Here is an 18,754-nt window from a genome sequence, read left to right on the forward strand (position 1 = left end):
GTTTAAAAACCGAAAATAACGCCATAATAGACACACATATAACAAAATCAATAGAATCAATAGAAAGCAAAATAAGACGCAAAAGTGGCAACACAGATGACATTGCCGACTTCTTAAGGGCTAGTATTTTAGTGGATACAAACAAGGACTTAGATACACAATTATTAAATCTAGTCAATGCGCTAGAAAAGCAAGGCATACGCCCAAATATCGAGCTAAAGCACAGAACAAGCGGTTATAAAGGTTTGCATTTACAATTTGAGTTTAATGGCATTAAAAGCGAGATACAACTCCACACAAAACAAGGCTGGGAAATTAAAAAGAAGCAAGATGAGATTTATAAGGTTTTGAGAGAATTGGATAGAAACGAGGATAAAGTATTATATACAAAATTACAAGATGAAAGTTATCAACTCTCCAAAGACTTAGATTTTAATATAAACTCTTTTGCTTCTTTTGAGTTAAGTCGAATGGTGTCTTCCAACTCAGAGACATCAGTGTTGCGATTAAAGTCAGAAAAACTAGGAAACTCAAACCAAGAATCTTTTTTAAATTCAAAGCAACCAGAAGTTTTAGAATCAGAGTCGGATATATCTAACGCATACAACCGATTAGACTCAACATTAAGTGTAAAAGATAATCTCTCTGGCGGAAGTGGAAACAAATCTTTAGAATCCATGCAAACTCCTTTAACAAATAACCACATTATACCACAAAACCTGCCAGAAGTCTATAAGCACATGTTAGATGAAATAGACAAACAAGCAAAACAAGATTATAAAACAAGCATTGATAACTTACAAAACGCATTAAGCGATACAGACTTTAAAGCTACATTACTGCAAGGCTACAAACAAGTAACAGATGATGCAATTGAAAGCTTAGGACTTGATAATCAACTCACAAATACTTTAATACGAGAAACACAAAAGCTAGAATCTAAACCAAATATAAGTTTAAGCGAAGCCATAGAATTACGCAAAAATATAAATGAAATCATGCGAAATTATGAAAAAAGCAGCAGTGATTTAAAGAAATTTAGGGCAAATAAACACCTAGATAACATAAAAGATAATATCGATAATGCTATTAAAAATGCCTTAGATTCTAAAGTCGCACAGAATGAAGCGAACCAAATGGGTGGGGTGCAAGGTTTAGGGCGCAATGAAATAGAAATAAGTCCATTAACGCGTCAAGAAGCAGACGAACTTTTCTCAAACTTTCAACAAGCAAATAAAAACTACGCACAAATAAAAGAGTCTTTAAATGACAAATTTGCCAAAGCCCTAACCAAAGGTATGAATAAAAAAGACTTAGATTCAAGACTTACCATAGAACAATGGAAACAAAGAGTGCTAGACACACAATGGGGAGATAGCATAAAAGGGCTAGAGAACACAATATTTAAAAACTTTAACCCAAGAATGCAAAAACATACACAAATGCTAACAATACTTAGGGCATTAGATAGAAATGTAAAGCTAAATGATGATACATTCCCAATTGACTTTACTAAGATTTTAAGCGATATTGAGAATCTAGAAAAGCTTACTTTGCACCCTGAAATCTATCCTATACTAGATACTTTTAAAAGCTATGCAAAAAGCTATCAATTCGCCCAAGAGATAAGCAAAGCAAAAGCATTAGAAAACCAAGTAGGCGGCGGTGCATTAGCCACAACACTAGAGGGCAGAATAAAAGTCTTTTTAACCAATAGATTATTTAAAAAGCTTTTTGCCTTTATCCCTTACATAGGCGATAATGCAGCCATAACAAAAGCCTTGCAAAGTGCAATAAAAGATTTAAAATATCCAAGTGAAATCACACTAGAAACGCTTAAAGTATTAAATAAAGCAGATTTAGACAAAGGCTTTAAACCCATAAAAGATAAAGAGAATAAACCAAGATTTGAATACAAGGCAAACACACCTTTAAGTGATAAAGAATTACAGAGCCAAATAAGAGGCAACACACAGATATTAACCCCAAAAGATACAAGCGAGATAGAAGCCCTTGCAAGTAATCCACTCATTCAAAACATGGAGAGACAAGCAAAGTATAATGAAGAGCTCACACAAAAAATAAGCCAATTTGAAGCAAATAAAGAAAACATACAACAAGATATATTAAATAATCTAGTTGTTGCCACACAAGAGATAAAGCAAAACACAGAGTTATTAAAACAACTAGCCCAACAACTCACACACAATAACCCAATCCACACGCCAAATAAAAGCATAATAAAAGCAGAGGCAAATAATGAAACCTATTTTATAACAACAGACAAAAACAACATTACAGCCATAGAAAAACAAGAATTGCAGCTAGCACAGCCAAAAACTTATGATGAGCTCATGCAAAGAGACAAAAACCAAAACGCAACACTAGAATCATACAGAGACCAATATGCAGATATAGCAGAGATAAAAGAAGCAGAAGCACAGAAGCAATTATTGTTAGAGTATAAGCCAGAACCCCACTTGCAAGACTCTCCCCTGTCATTGCGAGGCAAAGCCGAAGCAATCCATAATAAAGATTTTTTGCCTTTTTCAACAACTCAATATGCCAACGCAAAAGACACAGACTTGCTAAAAAATCTATATGGAAATAAACAAGAAATGCGAAAGTTTGTGAAAGACAAACTCAATGCTATAAAAGGCAAAGATATTGTCAATAAGGACGGCATTCAAGCAAGGCTTAGCAGTGTTGGTATCGCAAAAATGAGTAGCGATAAAGCCATACAAAAAAGTTTAGATAATGGTTTTAAGGTTGAAGAACATTTTGAGGCAGTAAGCAACATTGAAAACCTTTTTATACAAAGTAAATTTTTCAAAAGTGAAACACCAAAAAATCAAAGTAAAGATATAAAAGCAGTGCATAGATTTATAGCAGACAATGCCTTAAAAGATAAAGAAGCACAAGCATTAATTACGCTTAAAGAGAGCTTTCAAAATGGAAATAGAATTTATAGTTTAGAATTGGAGGGATTAACCCACCCCACGAACTTAAATCGTAGCCCTAAATCTAAAGGGGTGGAAGACTCTCATCACGATGATGTCGGAGCTACTCAAACGACTCGGCTATTTGAGAATCATAGTAACATTATACCACAAAAAACCCTAAAAGGTGATAGCATAACAAACCCTGATATTTCCTATGCAATACAACATGAAAATATCAGCAAAGATTTAGCAGAGAAAATAGCAAATAATGCTGAAATAAGCAATATAATAAAGCAAGATAATTTTAATAAAGCGAGTGTAAAATATTATGATAAAGATAATATGACAATGTATTCTGCCAACATAGGCAATTATATTGATGATGAATTCGGCATGAAAGGCGATACATTTTTCTTAAACAATGTAACTAAACACGAGTTTTACATACCGCCTACAACTTCATTACAAGATTTTAAAGAGCAATCCCTCAATCAAATAGAGTTTCTCAAAAAAGCCATTAAAACAGAAATAGACAATGCAAAAGATGAAAAAGAATTGCATAAAAATATAAGAGAAATTCAACTTAAAGCCAGAGAAAATGCTGAAAATAGATTTTATGATGAAGGCTTAAAACAAGGCATAGCAAGAAGGGAATTTTACACTACTAGATATGATGAAGCCATGCAAGAGATGGCAAACTACTATGATAAGAAATTTACAAATACTTTAAATGATGAAATAGATTCTAATTTCACATACACCACACAAGAAACAAAAGACATAAAAGTTTTAAGAAATGATTTAAAAGAAGCATTAAACCCTTATCTTAATAAAGAGATAGTTAATAAGGAAACGGGCATAATCGCACAAATCTCTACAACAGGGTTAAGCAAAATATCAAGCAAAAAAGCAGTGGATAAAAGCATAGCAAATGGCTTTACACGAGATGAACACTTTAAAGTAGCACAAGATTTAAAAAGTTTATTTGAAAATAGTAAATTAAAAGAATCACACGCGGATACAAAGGCACGAGACGAAATACAGGCGGTGCACAGATTTACAAAATCTTTACAAATAAATGGAAGTCAAGCCGAAGCAAAAATTACGCTATTTGAAAATAATCAAGCAGGAAATAAGACTTATAGCTTAGAATTAGAAAGTTTGGAAAAGCCCACACCCTTAAGCCCTAGCACGCCCCAAACTAAAGCGGGTGTGGCGGATTTAACTCAGTCTGTTGGAGGAGACGCAAACCCAACCAATATTGCTAAATCTGTTGCCAACATTATACCACAACAAACCCCACAAACAAAACCATACGAAGTAAATGAGAATGGCAGAAAATACATAGAAATCCCAGATGATGAACTAGCAGATTTTGAAAAGCCTATCAAACAAGCCTTATTACTTGAGCCAAGACAACAAGAGCTATTAAAAAAAATCAATGCAGATTCCAAAGATATAGACAGCTATGCAGAATTTATGACAAATGAAAGAAAGATTATGAAAGGACATGAATTTACCTTTAATCAACAGCAAGAGGGCTTAGCAGATAGATTTTTAAACATGGCAAATTCACTAGAAAACCCAAGAGATAGAAACCACTATGCAGAAAATATACTGGCAAATATGAAACATGATATAGAAGAGGTATATAAAAGCAATGCTTCAGAGTTTCTAGCAAGGGAAGCAGAAAAGCCATTTTATAAGCAAATGGATAAAATACGAAAGGAAACAGATGAGATAGTAGAAGCATTAAATAAAGAAAGAGACAGACTGCATGCAGAAAAAGAGGCACAATTAAAAACACAACAAGAAGCAGAGAAAGCCGCAGAGAGTGAGAGAATTGCAAACTATGATTTAGAAACAGCATATAAAGAAAAAGCACATTTAGAAAAGATTATGCAAAGTAATCGCAATGATTACAGCCCTTATAGTTTTAGCCCCGCACATAATAGTGAATTTTTAGATAAGTTGGATTTAGTAGAACAAAGAATAAGGGATTTAAAAAATAAATTACCAAATAAAGCACCACAAGAAAATAAACCAAGCAAAGTAGAAGCCCTAAAAGATTTTATAGATAATGCAAGATTTCAAGTCGATTATGCAAAAAAAGCGAAAGGCACAGATACAGCCTTGAAGCTTATACAACAAATGATAAAGGATACAAATAACACTTATGAAGCAAAGTTTTTATATCGTTTGAAAAAAGAAATATCTGCGTTAAAAGGAACAGAATCTAGCACACAAATAAATAAAGATTCTGTCATGTTGAGCGGTAGCGAAACATCTCACTTAAACGGAAATAAAGATGTTTTGGCTTTGCCTCAACACGACAAGGGAATAAATCAATATGACAAAACAAAAGAAACATTCACAGATAGCTATGGTAAAACACATGAGATACCAAAAGATATAGCAGACAATTGGAAAAACACCTTTAATCTAAAAAGCCTTGATGAAGCCTATATCCCAAGCTTTACCCCTGAAGTAAAACAAGCCTTAGATTCTATCTTGCAAGGCGAAGATATTAAGCTATATGCTGGAAGCTTAGTAAAGCTTATAAAAGAGAATAGATTAAAATATTTAGATAGGATTAAACCCACACTAGAACAGCCGCAAAGAATTATTCTACAAAACGATGGGGCATTGATTTTTGCCAGAAATTTTGGAGAGGAAAAATATTTTACAAGTGTAGCTAGAAATGATAATGGTGAATGGATTATTAGAAGTAATGCACCAAAAGCAGAAAATGGACTAAACAATAAAATATCAGCAGGGGGAAAAGAGATTTATAACAGCCAAGCGGTTAATCAGATTAACGCTCATAACCCTTACGATGATATAGCTAAGTCTAATATCAAGCTTGACACCAACATTATACCACAACAAACCCTAGAATCTACCATGCAAAAGTTTAATTACGATGAGAGAAAGGCAAAAGATTTACTAGAGTGGCATAAAGATTCTAGTCCTTTGACAAAAGATGAAAACGGACTGCCTAAAGTCTTTTATCATGGCACAACACTAAGCAATATGAAAAGATTGCATAAAGAACTTAAAAAACCTTTTGAAGTCTTTAATACTAAAGATAATTCAGTTTCTAATTTTAGCATAGGCAATTGGTTTTCCAATGATAAAAACCTTGCTAAAAACTATGCAGATGATGATGAAGGAAACTTTATATATGAAGTATTTTTAAATATCAAAAAGCCCTTTATTATGGAAAAAGAGCTTACACAAGAAAAAATAAAAGAGATTGATAAAATTTTTAAATTCACTAAAAAAGATAAAGAAAGGGGATTAAGGGCAGTAGAAAATCTAAAACAAGCAAAAGCAGAGTTAAAAGAAAGCGGCTTTGAGTTTTTGCAATATGACAGAGAAAGCGTTAAGATAAGGCATATAGAAAGTGGCAAAGAGTTTAGCACACCGCTTTATAATCTAAAAAAGGAAAATTTGCATGAGAGCATAAGAGCTTACGAGGCAGATTTAAAACATAATCCTAATTTAGATGAGAGTTTGCAAGAGTTAAAAGAGCTTGATTCTCTCTTAAAAAAAGATTCACCCACATTATATGAAGCTGGGTTTGAAAAAGAATTTTTTAAAAATGAAACCGAGCTTTATATCCTAGCCGCTGCAAGAGAGAATGAGAAATTACAGGAAGTAGTGGGCGGACACTATGGTGTATATGGCGGTTATGGAAGAATGTATCAAACAGCTAGAATCTATCCATTGCAACAATTTTATAAAAAAGCAGGATATGATGGCATATTGTTTAATGATAGAGAAATAGTAGCATTTGATTCCAATCAAATAAAGCATATTGACAATAAAGGAAGTTATACAGATACAAAAGGCAATATCACAAAGACTAAACCAAAAAATAAAGAATCTACACATACCTACTTTAATGAAAATAGCCCTAATATCATGTATGCTAATCCAAAACATTTAGGAAGTGGATTGATAAGCGGTAGTGTAGCAGGAATTGAAACAGATGAGAATGGGAATATTGTAGGATTTAATCCTGCTAAGTTTGCCGCTGGATTCTTAGGTGGGGCGGTAGGAAGTAAGGCGGTAAGCAAACTCTATAGCAATGAAAGCACACAAAGATATGCTACTTTAGCTATTAAAAGCATACAACAAGTGTATAGTTTTGTATAAAATCAAAGTGGGGGATATTGCTAGAAAGTATCGTGTGGGTGGGAGTTTGAGAGAGATTTTATGAAATCAAAGTGAGAGAAAAATTTTATACAGAATCAAAAGAATCCTATACATTGTCTAAAAAATACTATACATTCCTATACATTTTTTTATACATTGTGTATAGGGTAGGCTAAATTAGGGGATTTAAAGGGGTGTTTAAAGATTTAAAGGCTTTTGTGTGTGAATTTATAGATATAAACATATAGATTTATCTAAAAATATGTAAAATGTGCGTGTGGCTGGGATTTAAAGGCTAGTGTTTAAACTTTTAAATAGTGTTTAAATCTATATATTTAGGAATTAAACAAGATATTTAGAATTTAAATGGTGTTTAAATATGCGTTTAAGATGTTTTAAATGCGAGTTTAAAGGCTTTTGTGTGTAAATTTATGGAATCTTTTGGAATAAGCCTACAACAATGCCTAGTATTTCGTAGTTTTCACCTTCTAGCTCTATATCATCATAGCTTTTATTATCGCTTATAAGCTTGTATTTTGGGCGTTTTTGCAATCTTTTTACATAGAGTTCATCATCTATGCGAGTAACGCATATTTGTCCCTCTCGTGGCGTGCCTTTCTGCACGATAATCTGGCAGTTTTCAGGCACGGCTGGTAGCATAGAATCCCCTCTAGCTGTGATAATGGATAAGTCTAGGAATGAAGTAAGCCCAAAATATGAGCGTAAAAAGCCTTTGTCTAGCTCTATGTGTTGTGTGATATGCTCATCATTAATAAAACCTTGTCCTGCACTTGCATAGACTTCATCATATACTGGGATTCTTACAGAATTATTTGATTGAGTGGGGGGTAATGGTGAATCATTCTCTATAAACTCACAAATATTATTGAGGGACATATTGGGGGACATGTTTTTTTCGATTGAGGGACATATTGGGGGACATGTTTTTTTCGATTGAGGGACAACATTGGAAGACAAAAAATGCACGACTTCATAATCTAGGGCATTTGCAATTTTTTCGAGATTATCAAGCGTAATATTACCTTTATCAGCTTCGTATAATTGGAGGCTTGCACGAGATACCCCGCTTATTTTTACTAAATCATTTTGGGTTAATCCCTTTTCTTCCCTTGCTGTTTTTATTTTTAAGCCTAATTTCATGAGCTTTTCCTTGACAAGCATAATATATTATGCTATAATTTCAGTAATTAGTGTATTCTAACCTAAAAAAATAAAAATACATTAATCGGCTGGATAGGCAGGTTATATTAATATAAAGGATAGGCATGGATAAAAAAGATAATATTGCCAAACAAATGGCAAAAAAAGGCATGAGAATAAGGGCGTGGGCTTTATCTAAAGGCATGGGTCAAAAGGATATTGACTTGCTTAACTCTCTGTCATGTGGTAGGTCTAAAGGCACTAAGGGTAGATGCAAAGAGCTTAGAGAAATGCTAGAGTTAGAGGGATTTTATATCCCTAAAGTGAGTGCGTGATGAAGTTTGTGTATATAGCCCTTCTTATGTGCTTTGTAGTATATTATATATGGCTATTTATTGACACATATCAAGGGTTAGATACTATAGGGGTATTGTAATGGGACAATGGATAAGTAGTAAAGAATTTGCAAAATTGCATAATTATAATTATGAAGCTTTAAAAAAGGCGTGTGTTCGTGCTTATAAAGTTGGGAAAAAATTTTGCAAGTTAAAGCATAATATATTATGCTTTTTATATATAAATAACCAAAAAGGCGGCAATTCTGGCAAAGTCCTTCAAATATGGAGTGAGCCTTTTGCTAGTGAAGCTGAAGCAAATGAGTTTATAACAAACTATAGAATCAATAGATTAGAAAATGCTGTAAGGGCAAGTAGGCTAGAAGATTCTCAAGTTGCTAGTGTGTTAGGTGCTTTGCAGTCTTGTGGTGGCGTTTCTCGTGTTTGTGATGATGGTGTTAGAGATGTTTCGCTGTCGCTCAACATGACAAAAGATAAGATGACAAGTAAGGGCGACTTGACAAAGGGTAATGTAAGTAAAGGCGGTGTTATAGAATCTAATATAGCTTCCATTAAGAAAGAACTAGATACAACAATGGGCGGTGTAGTGGATTCTGATAATGGTTTGTGTAGTGATTTACATATTTGTGATGATGAAGTAGGTGTTATTAAAGATATTTTGCATACTTGCAATAGTGGGCTAGATGTTTCGCTGTCGCTCAACATGACAAATAAAAAAGACAACATGACAAGTGGGGGCAGTGTAGATGTTTCGCATACGCTCAACATGACAAGTGGCAACATGACAAGCAAGGGTAATGCAAGTAAAGGCAGTATGACAAGTAAAAGCGACTTAACAAGTAAGCACACACAAGATATAAAACAAGACAATCTCACTTCATTTGACTTTGCTACAACTAAGGCAAGAAGAATAGCGTTAGAGAAAAAGCGGATTATAAAAGATTGGGAAAGCTTAAAAAATAAAGGTGTGAGTGCAAAGGACTTTGTAGCAGTAGTCAATCTCAATGCAAATAATGACTACAACTTGAAACTTAGTGAGAATAAACTCTATGCTTGGCAGAGGGCATATAAAGAGCAAGGATTAGATGGATTACTTGATATTAGGGGTTATGTGAGAGAGGGAGTTAGCCTTATTGAGAGTTTGGGGCTAAAAGATTTGCTAGATTCTATCCTAAATGCACAAAGTGCTCGTATAAACATTAATAGTGTGCATGAGCTCTTGCATATGCACTTACATACACAAGGAGTGCATGATATTATAGACTTTAAATCTAAGAAAAGTGAGTATATAAGCTATGCAGTGCTGCATAGATATATAAACGCATGGAAAAAGAAAAATCGACTTAAAAACACCCTTACACACAGAGGTGAAGATGCGCTAATTGGCAATATGAAAGCTAGTTTAGGAAAGAGTAACTATAAAGTTACAAGCATTAATCAAGTAGTAGAGATAGATTCTACGCCATTAGACAAAGTCTTTAATGCTCAAAGCTTGGCAGAGAGCTTGGGTGTTGATATAAGTCATGTAAAGTCATGGCAGAAAAGATATGTGCTTATCTCTTTAGTAGATACTTATAGCCGCGTGGCTAGCTTTCATATCAGTGATACTGAAAATAGCTTAGGTGTAGCTCGTGCAGTCGCAAAGTATATCCTTAAGTATGGCAAACCTAAAATGATTAAAGGAGATAATGGCAAGGCATTCCTCTCTAAATACACTAAGGCAGTTATGGAAAACTTAGATATAGAGTATAAGAATGTAAGGGCTTATAGTGGGTGGTTAAAACCTTATGTAGAGAATACCTGCTAGAATATAAGCTATTCTTTAGAGAGAGTTTGCCACAAGGTTATATAAAGCCCAATTCAATTTTAAGGATAAGTGAGTATCCACTTGCATGGTTTTATTGTAAAAATACAGCTAAATCAGTGCAAAGGGGAATAGGACTCACACATTTTAGATTACCGCAAGGAAATCTCTATACAAAAGGTGTGAGTGAAAAAGGGCTTGTTGGTAGCTTTGGAGAACAACAGCTGTTGGAACATACACATAATTATAGTATAACTAATCTAGCAAACACGGGTGATAGGATTAAAGGTGGAAGCGATAATCACAGAAATTATTCTGGGCATCTCTCTCACTCAGATAGAGACACAAGCTATGTTGGTGGAAGAACAAATGAAGTAAAGCGCATTCATCTATTAGAAGGATATTATGTAGGGGAATAGTAAGATAAAACCTATTTAAACAATGTGAAAATATGCTTTAAATGGCGTTTAAATAGGGCTTTTAAGTTTAGCGTAATCCTTAAAAACAAAAATATTTTAGCTCTTTTTGTAAAAAGAGGCATGAAATTTTATGTTTTATAAGGAGAATGCAAAATGAAGTCAAGTGTGTATAAAAGCACAAAGCTAAAAGCACCATTTGCTTGGGTTGGAGGAAAAAGTAGGCTTGCAAAAGATATAGTATCACTTATGCCACCACATAGATGCTATGTAGAAGTGTTTGGAGGGGCTTTATCTGTTTTATACGCAAAGCCTAGTGTGGAAGATATATTAGCACAGAGAGCAAAGAAGCGTCTAAGTCTTAAGAAGAATGAAGAAGACATGCAAAATGAAGTGAGTGCCTTTATAGAGAGAACATGCAAGGGTCAAACAAGAGTAGATAAACTCACTGAAATAGTCAATGATATCAATGATGATTTAATCAATCTTCACAGAATCATTAAAACACGCCCAAAAAGCCTACATGCCACATTATCAAGTATGCTAGTAAGCAGAACGCTTTTTGATGGAATTAAACAAGGTATAATAAAACCAAAGAATGATATAGAAAGAGCAGCGTTTTATTATTTCTTAATCACACAAAGTTTTGGAGGCAAACGAAAGTCATTTATTTTAGGCAAGAGCAGACCACCAAAAAATATCTACAAAGACTTTATGAAGTTTTCTCAAAGATTAAAGAGGGTGTATATCGAACACATGGATTTTAGAAAGCTTATAGCAACTTATGATAGTAAAGACACACTCTTTTATCTTGATCCGCCTTATTTTGCAACAGAGCATTATTATGAAATAAAAGGTGGATTTGGTGAGAGTGAGCATAGGGACTTAGCTATAATACTACAAGGAATACAAGGTAAATTTATCTTAAGCTATAATGATTGTGAGTTTATAAGATCACTTTATAAAGACTTTTATATTATGGAGACAAAAAAGATACGATACTCTTTAAATGTAAAATCTACAAAAAGAGTGCAAGAATTGCTTATTATGAATTTTAAGCCCTAATACCCATAGACTTAAACATAAAAGACAAAATGTTTCTTGTAGTGTCTTTTTGTGCATATTCTAGATCATGCTTTTGAATAGATATGCCATGTTGAATAAGCATTAAGACTGCTTCAATATTACCGCATGCAATAGCAGTTTGCATTGGTGTATCATCTCTATAAGTCTTTTCTGCATTTATCCCTGCTTTTAAATAGGCTAGAATAGCTTCATTTGAAAAATTTATAATATGTCTATGAAAACGCCTCATATCTCCCTTTTTTACATCATACTGAATCTCTCTTTGTAAATCTTGTGTATTCATGTTTTATCCTTTTTCTATAATTTATAACATTATAACTTGGGTAAGCTGTGCTTTGGCTGTTGTGAGGAAAGACTTTGCAATAAATAATTATAAAACATAATGTTTTATTGCAAAGCCTCTATTGATTGCTACAATCCATTATAAAAAATAAGGGAATAGGAATGAAAAGATTAAGAAAAAGCCCTATTACATGTAGGGAGGTTATAGAACGCATAAAAGATATCCTAGCTATAGATGGGCTTCTGTCTCCAAAAGATATTGATGTGGCTCATGCTTTAAAAATAAGCCCAAATGCACTCGCACAAAGAAAATTCCAAAACACAATCCCATATCAACATGTTTTAGATTTCTTGCATAATAAAAATATTTCAATTAATCAATTTTTCTATGGTAGTGATCCTATAGAAGTAGCCAAACATTCTTTGAAATATAAGATTTTAAAGCTATATACAGCAAATGTATCAGCAGGGGCTCTTTGTGAGAATACAGAGGTAGAATGCAAGGATATTATATTTGATACAACCATGTTAAAAGAAATGGGGTTTTATGAATGTGAGGTTGTAAGGGTTTGTGGTGATAGTATGGAGGGAGCAATACATCATGGGAGCTTATGCTTTATAGATGTGAGATACAAGGATATTAAAAATGGCAAAATATATGCGATAAATACAAAAGATGGTGTGTTCGTAAAGCAATGCTATCACACGCCTACTCACATAATACTTTCAAGCATGAATGATATTTATCTGCCAATACAATATCCATTAGAAGAAGTCAATGTGATAGGTAGGGTTAAAGGTGTGATAAATGCCTTATAGGGTGCATGGGATAGATATTAATTATAGCTTAGTGTCAGTATGAGCTCTAGTATCAACACACATAATGAAAGACAGACAAACAACTTCTGCTATAGCGTTTGAGAGTTAAATTAAAGATGTTTGTGTTTATGAAATAATAAGACAAAATTTACATTTAAAATCAAAGTCAAAAAATGCAGGATTCAAGCACACTTTGATTTTAAATGTAAAATGACTTTGATTTTAAATGCGGTTATACAACAAGACTATAAATCTTTGAGTGAGAATAATCCAGCTATGTTTGCTAAAATAATGCAAAAGTTTAATCCTAGAGATTTCTTAAAAGGTAAAAAGCAAGTGCAAGAAGTAAGTAAGGATATTTTTAATAAAGAATTAGCACAAGAAATAGAATCTGCTTTAAAAAATGGCAAAGTAGAGACAATGCCACAGGCAGAGTTTAGAAATAGAGAAGAGTTTGCAAAAATGTTTGATAGTATAAAAGGCAATAAGGGTGTTATCAAAACGCCCTATAAAGATATAAAAGTATATATTCCTTATGCGTGGGAACATTTTACAAACAACACATATAACACAAACCGAGAAAATATAAAAGGCGGATTTTTTGAGACTTTTAGAGACCCTTTATTTATTGTAGAACAAACACAGCAAGGGCAAAAAGAGCCTAGCGTATATTTTTATAAACCATTTTTTGATAAGGATAAAAATCTTATGAATCTGTTTGGAATAGGCATACAAGGACATAAAATCAAATTTAAAACATATTATTTTGATGAAAAAGAAACCAGAATAAACAATATATTAAAGAGTGAAAATGTAAAGATTTTGTATTTAAAGGGATAGCCTACACCAAAATCCCATCCCATGCAATCCGACACAACACGGTTAGGTTTGTGAAATAGCACCAAACTTATAGCCGGTATATATCTTTACTAATGCTACCACAGATGAAGGCATATGGCTATCATACCACAAATTCCCAAACAAAACAAGCCCCTATATTTCAAACAAACAAAAATCTACAATAACAAAATGGTTTCAACAACACAATTAAAACAAACTGCTATAAAAACAAATCAAGGATAAAAAGCAAAATGCTAAAAACAATTGGAAATATTATTTATGATTATTACCAATTCTTTATACTCCCATTCTTAAGCATAAGTATATTCTATGCTATGGAATATATGAGTAGGGGTGTAGAATTCTTTGTTAATGAAAATGGAGTTAAATGGAGATTTTTAAGCTTTTGCGCTTTAATGCAGTTTTTCGTTAGCTTAGTTGTTATTTTAAGCGTTTCTGCTATGTTTAAAAGTGATGCCCTGCAAGAATATCAAACCTTGCAACTTGTAGCTATTATCTTACTTGGCACAACACCCTTTAACATAAGCATTTTAATATGGGTAGCAATAAAACTAGAGATATACAGACTTATGAGAAATCGATATAAAGACGAATTAAAAGATTTAATAAAAGCAGAATCATTTATAGGACAAGCCATAAAAGCAAATGAAGCACAAGAGAAAGAAAACATAAAACAACCCCAACATTACAGAATTTTGATATGTGTCTCATGGATTCTGCAGCAAGTTTTACTTCTAAGGGTAAAAAATTACTGGAAATAACTTGTGTGTTCCAAAACAAACAAGCTACTTTTGGTAAAATCTCACAAACAAAAGCAAATATTAAAGAATCCTTTGTGAAAATTTGTTAAAATTCAAAATTTTATAAACGCAAAAGGAATGTTATGGACCAAGCACAAAAAGACTACAAAGATACACTGATATTGCCAAAGACAGATTTTCCAATGAAAGGTAATCTTCCGCAAAAAGAGCCAGAGAGATATAAGAAATGGCAGGAATACGCATACAGCACAATGAGTAAAGCAAGAACAAGCTTGAATAAAGTGAAGCAAAGTCAAACAAATCAGGGCGAAATCAATCCAAATGAAATTAATCCAAGCGGAGTCAATCCAAACAAAGCAAATCAAAACGAAACAAACACCACAAATAAGAATAAATCAAGCACAAATAACACATTTACACTCCATGATGGACCGCCCTATGCAAATGGGCATTTGCATGTAGGACATGCCCTAAATAAGATTCTAAAAGACTTCATTATTAAATATCATTATTTTCAGGGAAAGCAAGTGTTTTATACGCCCGGTTGGGATTGTCATGGTTTGCCAATAGAGCAGCAAGTAAGCAATGCTTATGAAGCAGAAAAAAAGATTCCAACCAAACTTGAGATTAGAGAAGCATGTAGAAAACACGCAGAAAAATTTGTGGAAATACAGAAAAATGAGTTTTTATCATTTGGTATTGTAGGCGATTTTGATAATCCTTATAAGACTATGAAATATAAGTTTGAAGCTGATATTTACCGCGCTCTTGTGAAAGTGGCAAAAGCTGGATTATTAACACAAAGAAGTAAGCCTATATTTTGGAGCTGGGCGGCAAAAAGTGCCTTAGCAGAAGCAGAAGTTGAGTATAAAGACAAGAGATCAGATTCTATATTTGTAGCATTTCCTCTGCAAACAAGCACTCTAAAAGCCCTAAATCTAGAATCTTTTAGCACAAAAGTAACCCCATATATGCTTATATGGACGACTACGCCTTGGACTCTTCCTAGCAATGTAGCCATTGCGCTAAATCCTAATGAATCTTATGTGCTAGTAAGTAATGGTGCAATAGTAGCTAAAAAACTTTATGAAAAATTGAAAGAAAGAGGGGTTATAGAAGGTGAGATTCTAGCAACAATAGAATCTAAAAATTTTGAAAAACACTATGCTACAAACCCTTTAAATAATAGAGATTCTATGCTGATTCTAGCAGAGTATGTAAGCATGGAAGATGGCAGTGGAGCGGTGCATAATGCCCCCGGACATGGCGAAGATGACTACTTTACATGCCTGAAATATGACCTGCCTGTTATTATGCCTGTTGATGATTCTGGCTGTTTTGATGAGAGTATTATCACGCTAGGACTTTTTGAAAAAGAAGTGATAGATGAGTTTGTAGGCTCTCATATTTTTAAAGCACAAAAAAGAATACTAGAGATTCTAAAAGATAAAAATGCACTGCTTCATCATGAAGAGATAGTGCATTCATACCCGCATTGCTGGCGGACAAATAAGCCCATTATTTTCCGTGCTACAAAGCAGTGGTTTATTCTCATGGATAAGCCTTACTATAATGGAAAGACACTGAGACAAGTCGCCTTGCAAGAGATTGAAAACACAAGATTCTATCCAAAAAATGGGATAAATCGCATAAAAAGCATGGTGGAAAATCGCCCCGATTGGTGTATCTCAAGGCAGCGAGATTGGGGTGTGCCTATCGCATTTTTCATTGATAAAGAAAGTGGTGAGCCTATATTTGATGAGATTCTAACAAGTCATATAGAATCTTTATTTGAAACTCATGGCTGCGATGTATGGTGGGAGAGAGAAATCATTGATTTATTGCCTGATTCTTATAAAGATAAGGCAAATTTATATGAAAAAAACATGCACATTTTAGATGTATGGTTTGATAGCGGTAGCACTTGGTTTGCCGTGCTAGATAGTAAGGATTATAATAGCGGATATGCCCCTGCTGATGTATATTTGGAGGGGAGCGATCAGCATAGAGGCTGGTTTCAAAGCTCTCTCTTACTAGGTTGTGCGATAAATCATAAAGCCCCTTTTAAAACTATCATTACACATGGTTTTACCATTGATGAAAAAAGTGAGAAAATGAGTAAGTCAAAGGGCAATGTCCTTGCCCCAAGTAAGATTATTAGCGAAAGTGGAAGTGAGATTTTGCGACTTTGGGTAGCCCTGTCAGATTATCAAAATGATGTGAAAATATCGCAAAATATCCTAAAACAAGTGAGTGAAAACTATCTTAAATTGCGAAATACTATCCGCTTTTTACTTGCCAATACACAAGGGCTAACAAAGCTTAGCTCTAGTGAGAATTTTAGCATCATTGATGAATGGGTATTGCATGAAGCAAAGCAGGTATTAAATGAAGTAGATTCTTTATTCAGTGAATATGAGTTTTCAAAAGGATTCCAAGTTTTAAATGGCTTTATCACGGCAACTTTAAGCGGAATCTATTTAGATATTTGTAAGGATAGCTTGTATTGTGATACGATAGATTCTAACAAACGCCTTGCAATCCAAAGTGTGTTTGCAATGTTAGCAAATAATATATTACATTTACTTGCACCATTTTTAACTTACACTATTGATGAAGCACTTGATTATGCACCTTTTGTGATTAAAGGTGAGGCAAAAAATGTGTTTGAATTAGAGAAATTTGCTATACCAAACTTTAGTTTTAGTGAAGAAAAACAAGAAAAAATCAAGCTATGTTTAGCCCTAAGAAGCCTGTTTAACGAACAGGTTGATAAACTCAAAAAAGAAAAAGTGCTAAAATCAAGCCTAGAGTTAAGCCTATCCCTACCAAAAGAATGCGAAAATAGCAAGGATTTAATCGCAGATTTTCTAATGGTGAGTGAATGCGTATGTGAAAAAACTAATAGCGACATACTCTTTAGCATTAACTTAGATAATAAAACCTATCATGTCTATAAAGCTACAAAAGAGAAATGCCCCAGATGCTGGCAGTTTAAAAAAGATTCTAACATGGAAGTATGCAGTCGTTGCAATAAAGTGCTATCGTAAAATAAGTAGCATGTGAGAACAAAAAAGAAGTGATTGTCTTTTGGAGATTGTCGTTCGTTGTTGTTTTGCGTGTGCTTAATATCTAACACAATGCCCAAAAAGATAGTTTGCCTATGATTTAATGTGCAAGAAACAGATTCTAAAAATCTAATTTCTTAGCAAATTAAAAATTGATAACCAAAAATTTAAACTAATTTTCTAAAACCTTACATAATCCTTTACACTCTTTTTAATAAAATCTTTAAACCCTTAGTGTGCATATTGTCATAATTTGTGTCAGAGATATTCTATTGTGCAATGTTTAATAATTCTAAGTGGGATAGAATCACTTTTAGACAGCATAAAAAGCGATTGTGATATATTGCAAGAAGCAAGTGATACATTTAAAGATTTTATAAACGAACAAAAGAAAAAACTAAAAGGTATGGATTCTTCATTAGCATTGAAACAAGCTTGTATGAATGCCCTTGCAAATGAGGAATTTACAAAAGAGGTATCAAACAAATATCAAAACCAAGCAAAAGAATATTTAAAAAATGGAGATATGGATAATTATCGCAAAGAGATTGTAAAAGCAAAAGAAGTAGAGGATAAAAGGAGACAAAATATTGCAAAAACACAAAATGAAAGTGTCAATAAAGTGTTAAACTCATACAATCTCTACACAGAGGGCAGTGCAAGCAATGGCAGTAAATATAACATGCTTTACAGAAAAGACACACAAGAAATGATGAGTAAGATTCAAAAACAACTAAGCGATACAAAAATTAGAACAATGAATGAGAAAGAAAGACAAGAAGCCTTGCTAAGAACACAAAGCATGATATTACAAGTTTTAGCATCACAATATGAAGTTATGCAAAATATGAATGCCAAAATATGAATACTCTATATGCAAGTATGGCATTAGATACAATACAAGAAACAAATCCTGCGAAAGCAGACACAATTAAACCTGAAAAAATTGAAAAATTTAAGCGTAATGACATAGGACAACCTGACTTCACTTCAACATTTTTTGAGAGTAAAAGGAACTAGATATGGGTATTTTGCAA

Annotated in this window: 13 protein-coding genes; 11 read left to right on the plus strand and 2 right to left on the minus strand. The window is 33.4% G+C overall.

The annotated features are described in order from the left end of the window. The first annotated feature begins 131 nt into the window (after positions 1-131). Complete coding sequence (locus C6H17_RS12390) at positions 132-7,103, plus strand: PBECR2 nuclease fold domain-containing protein (RefSeq protein ID WP_020995852.1); 6,972 nt, start codon at positions 132-134, stop codon at positions 7,101-7,103. 429 nt (positions 7,104-7,532) lie between these two features. Here the strand turns inward: C6H17_RS12390 and C6H17_RS01590 are convergent, their stop codons facing one another. Next, entirely contained in the window at positions 7,533-8,264 is a 732-nt protein-coding gene (locus tag C6H17_RS01590) for an XRE family transcriptional regulator (RefSeq protein WP_005218728.1), read from the minus strand. Positions 8,265-8,389: 125 nt separating this feature from the next. On the opposite strand from C6H17_RS01590, the gene C6H17_RS01595 reads away from it, so the two are divergent. From C6H17_RS01595 to C6H17_RS01610, 4 genes are all read left to right on the plus strand, one after another. Then, entirely contained in the window at positions 8,390-8,599 is a 210-nt protein-coding gene (locus C6H17_RS01595; protein ID WP_005218727.1) for a hypothetical protein, read from the plus strand. A gap of 100 nt (positions 8,600-8,699) precedes the next feature. Further along, positions 8,700-10,427: a DDE-type integrase/transposase/recombinase gene (locus tag C6H17_RS01600; RefSeq protein WP_005218724.1), complete on the plus strand. Its 1,728-nt coding sequence runs from the start codon at positions 8,700-8,702 to the stop codon at positions 10,425-10,427. Continuing rightward, positions 10,394-10,843, plus strand: coding sequence for a hypothetical protein (locus C6H17_RS01605; protein WP_005218723.1), 450 nt, complete (start codon positions 10,394-10,396; stop codon positions 10,841-10,843). The genes C6H17_RS01600 and C6H17_RS01605 overlap by 34 nt, the downstream gene beginning before the upstream one ends. A 153-nt stretch (positions 10,844-10,996) precedes the next feature. Next, positions 10,997-11,905, plus strand: a complete 909-nt coding sequence (locus tag C6H17_RS01610) for a DNA adenine methylase (RefSeq protein ID WP_040463213.1) — start codon at positions 10,997-10,999, stop codon at positions 11,903-11,905. Here C6H17_RS01610 and C6H17_RS01615 read toward each other — a convergent pair. Further along, complete coding sequence (locus C6H17_RS01615) at positions 11,895-12,209, minus strand: ankyrin repeat domain-containing protein (RefSeq protein WP_005218721.1); 315 nt, start codon at positions 12,207-12,209, stop codon at positions 11,895-11,897. The two genes, C6H17_RS01610 and C6H17_RS01615, sit on opposite strands and share 11 nt — an antisense overlap. 161 nt (positions 12,210-12,370) lie before the next feature. On the opposite strand from C6H17_RS01615, the gene C6H17_RS01620 reads away from it, so the two are divergent. The 6 genes from C6H17_RS01620 (at position 12,371) to C6H17_RS12395 (ending at position 18,737) form a co-directional block, all read left to right on the plus strand. Next, positions 12,371-13,027: a S24 family peptidase gene (locus C6H17_RS01620; protein WP_005218720.1), complete on the plus strand. Its 657-nt coding sequence runs from the start codon at positions 12,371-12,373 to the stop codon at positions 13,025-13,027. Positions 13,028-13,237: 210 nt separating this feature from the next. Continuing rightward, on the plus strand, positions 13,238-13,867 hold the full coding sequence (locus tag C6H17_RS12720; RefSeq protein WP_020995854.1) for a hypothetical protein: 630 nt from the start codon (positions 13,238-13,240) through the stop codon (positions 13,865-13,867). 251 nt (positions 13,868-14,118) lie between these two features. Next, complete coding sequence (locus tag C6H17_RS01630) at positions 14,119-14,649, plus strand: hypothetical protein (protein ID WP_005218718.1); 531 nt, start codon at positions 14,119-14,121, stop codon at positions 14,647-14,649. Between the two features lie 122 nt (positions 14,650-14,771). Beyond that, entirely contained in the window at positions 14,772-17,699 is a 2,928-nt protein-coding gene (gene ileS, locus C6H17_RS01635) for an isoleucine--tRNA ligase (protein ID WP_005218717.1), read from the plus strand. A gap of 292 nt (positions 17,700-17,991) precedes the next feature. Further along, the gene (locus tag C6H17_RS01640) at positions 17,992-18,582 is read left to right on the plus strand and encodes a hypothetical protein (RefSeq protein WP_005218715.1); all 591 of its coding nucleotides are present in this window, start codon (positions 17,992-17,994) and stop codon (positions 18,580-18,582) included. Next, entirely contained in the window at positions 18,579-18,737 is a 159-nt protein-coding gene (locus C6H17_RS12395; protein WP_020995856.1) for a hypothetical protein, read from the plus strand. The genes C6H17_RS01640 and C6H17_RS12395 overlap by 4 nt, the downstream gene beginning before the upstream one ends. Positions 18,738-18,754 lie beyond the last annotated feature (17 nt).

The organism is Helicobacter rappini (assembly GCF_900198625.1).
Taxonomy (GTDB): Bacteria; Campylobacterota; Campylobacteria; order Campylobacterales; family Helicobacteraceae; genus Helicobacter_A; species Helicobacter_A rappini.